The 4,384-nt window shown below is 39.5% G+C and carries 6 protein-coding genes; 4 read left to right on the forward strand and 2 right to left on the reverse strand.

Translation table 11 applies throughout. The features are described 5' to 3' along the window. Positions 1-309, reverse strand: a 309-nt coding sequence (locus ABYK33_RS13990) for an NTP transferase domain-containing protein (protein ID WP_373033903.1), incomplete at its 3' end; no start/stop codon positions are given. A 76-nt stretch (positions 310-385) separates the two neighbouring features. On the opposite strand from ABYK33_RS13990, the gene trmA reads away from it, so the two are divergent. Continuing rightward, positions 386-1,501, forward strand: a complete 1,116-nt coding sequence (gene trmA / locus ABYK33_RS13995; RefSeq protein WP_373033904.1) for a tRNA (uridine(54)-C5)-methyltransferase TrmA — start codon at positions 386-388, stop codon at positions 1,499-1,501. A 67-nt stretch (positions 1,502-1,568) separates the two neighbouring features. Here trmA and ABYK33_RS14000 read toward each other — a convergent pair whose 3' ends face one another. Continuing rightward, on the reverse strand, positions 1,569-2,000 hold the full coding sequence (locus ABYK33_RS14000; RefSeq protein WP_373033905.1) for a CoA-binding protein: 432 nt from the start codon (positions 1,998-2,000) through the stop codon (positions 1,569-1,571). A gap of 53 nt (positions 2,001-2,053) precedes the next feature. Here ABYK33_RS14000 and ilvA point away from each other — a divergent pair, with 53 nt between their 5' ends. The 3 genes from ilvA to ABYK33_RS14015 form a co-directional block, all read left to right on the forward strand. Beyond that, on the forward strand, positions 2,054-3,265 hold the full coding sequence (gene ilvA / locus ABYK33_RS14005) for a threonine ammonia-lyase (RefSeq protein WP_373033906.1): 1,212 nt from the start codon (positions 2,054-2,056) through the stop codon (positions 3,263-3,265). Further along, positions 3,266-4,174, forward strand: a complete 909-nt coding sequence (locus ABYK33_RS14010; RefSeq protein WP_373033907.1) for a phosphatase — start codon at positions 3,266-3,268, stop codon at positions 4,172-4,174. 55 nt (positions 4,175-4,229) lie between these two features. Next, the coding region (locus ABYK33_RS14015; protein ID WP_373033908.1) for a thiamine pyrophosphate-binding protein at positions 4,230-4,384 on the forward strand (155 nt) is incomplete at its 3' end.

Consider the following 4,384-nt stretch of genomic DNA (forward strand, 5'->3'; position numbering starts at 1 on the left):
CATATCACCATTAAGTATAAGTGCTTTAGAGTGTGTGACATGTACACCTTTTATAGCCCCGCCTGTACCTGGAAACTGCACGGCATCTTGCATATGAAAATGTATGCCGCTGTAGTGTGCTTCTATCTCTTCTTGTATACGTGATGCTTGGTGGTAGAGTACGACAGTGATATCATCAGAAATTTTCTGTGCTGCATCTATGGCATGGAAGAGCATAGATTTTCCGGAGATTTCATGAAGTACCTTTGGTGTAGTAGACTTCATTCTTGTACCTTGACCTGCAGCGAGTATGACAACACTTATAGACATTTTGGACCTTTTGGGTAAAATTACAAAATTATATTATTATTGTGATTATATCCAATGCAAATTAAAGGTATGAAGTTTGAATTGTAAACATTTTGGAAGTTGTGGGTCTTGTGGGCTCTATGAAATAGGGTACGAGGAACAGTTAAAGCAAAAAGAAGAGAGGGTTTCGGGACTCTTGGCCCCTTTCTATCAGGGGTCTCTAGAAGTCTTTGATTCTCCTACCGACCATTATAGAGCCAGAGCAGAATTCCGCATTTGGCATGAAGGTGATGTTTGTGACTATGCTATGGGAAACATCGAAAAAAAAGGTGCTATTAACATAGAAGAGTGTCCTAAAGTCATAGAACCTATAGAAAAACGTATGTGGAAGTTACTCGAAAAGATCAATGCTTCAACTGAAGTGTTAAAGCAGCGACTTTTTGCTGTGGAGTTTTTAGCGACTACTACAGATGAATGTCTCATCACAATGCTATATCATAGAAAATTAGATGATGTTTGGAGTGCTGAGGCAAAAGAGCTTGAATCAGAACTGAATTGTAAGATCATGGGACGTAGCCGTAAACAAAAAGTGATTCTTTCAGATGAATTCGTCACAGAAAAGCTAGACATAGCCGGTAAAATATTTACCTATGTGCAGTATGAAAGTGGATTTACCCAACCAAATCCTACAGTCAATGTAAAGATGATCGAGTGGGCAATTAAGCAGGCTAAAACGGTAGGAAAGGGTGATTTTTTGGAAAGTTATTGTGGCTTAGGTAACTTTACTTTACCTCTTTCTCACTACTTTGATAAAGTGTTAGCTACGGAGATAAGTAAACGTTCGATACAGGCAGCATTGGAAAACTGTACACTGAATGGTGTGGAAAACATTACTTTTGCGAGACTGGCATCTGAAGAGATGACAGAAGCATTGAATGGAGTAAGAGAGTTCTCTAGACTTAGAGAGATAAATTTGGAAAGTTACAATTTCAGCACAGTATTGGTAGACCCACCAAGAGCAGGATTGGACGAAGGTACCATAGAACTTATTTCAAATATAGAAAATATTATTTATATCTCATGTAACCCTGAAACACTTGCTAGAGATTTGGAAACACTGGTACAAACACATGATGTCATAGAAGCAGCTATGTATGACCAGTTTCCACATACGACACATGTAGAGAGTGGTGTTTTTCTTCGTAAAAAGTAGTTTGATTAGATGCTAGACCCCTCTTTCGAAGTAGAGAGGTCACTTTCAATAGAGAGTAAAATAAGTGTTATGCCATTAATGCGATATGCTCAAGTTTGGTACAGTAGTTCTGTACGACTTTCATACCAGCATCTTTAGCCTTTTGTGCAGCAGCATTGTTGACCAGACCTAACTGTCCCCAAAATACTTTAACATCACCACGCTCAATACAAGCATCGGCAACCGCATCAAAAGCATTGGGCTTTCTAAAGATATCTACCATATCTATCTCAAAAGGGATCTCTGCCAGTGAACGATACACTTTTTCCCCTAGGATCTCATCTTCTTTTGGATAAACCGGTACGATCTTGTACCCGGCATTTTGAAGATATTTTGCGACCATATTGCTTGCTTTGGTTTCATTAGGGGAGAGACCAAGTATTGCGATCGTCTTGACACTTTCAAATATTTCTTTCATCTCTTCAGGGTTAGAGTTAACCAGTGGCATTTCACATTCCATGCTTTATCCTTAATTTTGATATAATCCTTGCAATATAATATCTAGGAAAGATAATGGTAGACTTAAAAAGTATAGAAAAAGCGTATGACAGAGTATCCAATGTAGTACATAGGACACCCTTCTCTTATGCACCTATTTTAAGCCAATTGAGTGGCTATGAAGTGTATCTGAAAAAAGAGAATTTACAGCGTACAGGTGCATTTAAACTCAGAGGTGCTTTTAATAAAATTGCCTCTCTTATAGAAGCGGGGGATAGACGTGGTGTTGTTGCAGCATCTGCAGGTAATCATGCACAGGGTGTGGCTTTTTCCGCAAAATACTTTGACATAGATGCAACCATTATTATGCCAGAATCAACACCGTTGACGAAAGTCATGGGTGTGAAAGAGTTTGGTGCCAATGTCATACTTCATGGATCTAACTATGATGAAGCGTATGCCTATGCAGTAACATTTGGTGAAGAGAATAACTATAGTTTTGTACACCCTTTTGCAGATGATGAAGTGATGTCTGGACAAGGTACTGTGACACTTGAAATGTTTGATGAGATAGCTGATCTTGATGCGCTTGTGGTTCCTGTAGGTGGTGGAGGGCTTATCTCAGGTATGTCTGTGGCTAGTAAAGCCCTTAATCCTGAGTGCAAGATCATAGGTATTTCTTCGGTCGGAGCACCTGCTATGAAAAACTCTTACGATCAAAAAACACCTATAGATACTACGTCTGTGAGAACCATTGCAGATGGTATAGCTGTACGAGATACGTCACCGATCACCTTAGAGTATATCTTAAAGAATGTGGATCTCTTTGAGACAGTTGGTGAAGATGAGATTGCTTCTGCAATACTTTTTTTGCTGGAAAAACAAAAAGTATTGGTAGAGGGTGCAGGTGCGGTAGGTGTTGCGGCACTTTTACATGGAAAGATAGACTTGCCTAAAGATTCAAAAGTAGCTGTAGTACTTAGTGGAGGAAACATTGATGTTACGATGCTTTCTCTTATCATCGAAAAAGGACTCATGAAGTCTGCACGTAAAATGAAATTGCTTGTCACACTGATGGATAAACCAGGTGCCCTACAGTCATTCACTGAAATACTTACTCAAATAGGTGCAAACATTGTACAGATAGGGTATGATCGAACGTCTATAGATCTGGAATTTGGAGATGCCCATGTCTCTGTCTCTTTGGAGACCAAAGGGGAAGAACACCAAGCAGAGATAAGAGCACAATTAAAAGAGGGTGGATTTTCTTTTAAAGAAGAGCATTAAATGATAGCGATAGATCTAGGATCAAATACTTTACGTGTATTGGAGTATGACTGCACTGCAGGTACGCAGATATCTGAATATGAAAAGGTCGTTAAAACGGCAGACGGTTTAGCGCAGTATGGTACCATTAACAGTGAAGCCCTAGAGAGGGTTATTTCAGCTATTCTAGAAGCACAAGAACAGATAGACTTTTCCTCTTCTGTGGTAAGGGCTGTCACAACTGAAGCTGTACGAAGAGCAGTAAATTCAGATGAAGTACTTTCCCAGATCAAAAAAGAGACAGGGGTGAATTTTCAGATCATTTCTGGCGAAGAAGAAGCAAGACTCACTTTACTCGCTGTGAAGCACAGACTCTCTGCATTACAATATGCTTCGGATAGTTTTGTGCTTATAGACATAGGCGGGGGGTCCACTGAACTTATCTTTCATTATGAAAATGAAACAGTTTCTAAAAGTTTTCCCGTAGGGATAGTGACGATCGCACAAACCCATGAAACCTTGGAAAACATAGAAAAAATACTTCCCGAAGAGATGGCTGAAATGCAAATGTTTTGTGATCAAGTATATGAAAAGAAAGGTAAAGTAAATGCCTTTGTAGCCACAGCTGGAACACCCACAACAGTTGCAGCCATGAAACTCGGGCAGAATTACGAAACCTACGATGCATCGAAGATAAACGGTACTTCACTTGAATCAGGTGAGTTGGATATTTACCTGAAAAAGTTACTTTCTATGCCGTTTGAAAAGAGAGAAATCTCTGTAGGTACAGGACGTTCTGATCTTATCGCTGCAGGTATACTTATCTATAAACAACTCTTCTCTTTGTTGGCGTTTGAAAGTTGTGTAGTCATAGATGATGGCTTACGTGAAGGCGTAGCCATAGAAGCCTGTTCAAATCAGACCCATTAAACTCTAATCTTTTTTAGCTATAATCAAAAAAAATATATTTAATGGAGTGTAAACCATGCAGATGAGTGGTGCACAAATGGTATGTGAAGCGATTATCGCTGAGGGTGTTAAGACCGTATTTGGTTACCCTGGCGGAGCTATCATGCACGTTTATGATGAAATTTACAAACAAGAGGGGTTTGAGCATATCTTGAACCGTCACGAACAAGC

It is taken from the genome of Sulfurovum sp. (assembly GCF_041562805.1).
Lineage (GTDB): Bacteria > Campylobacterota > Campylobacteria > Campylobacterales > Sulfurovaceae > Sulfurovum.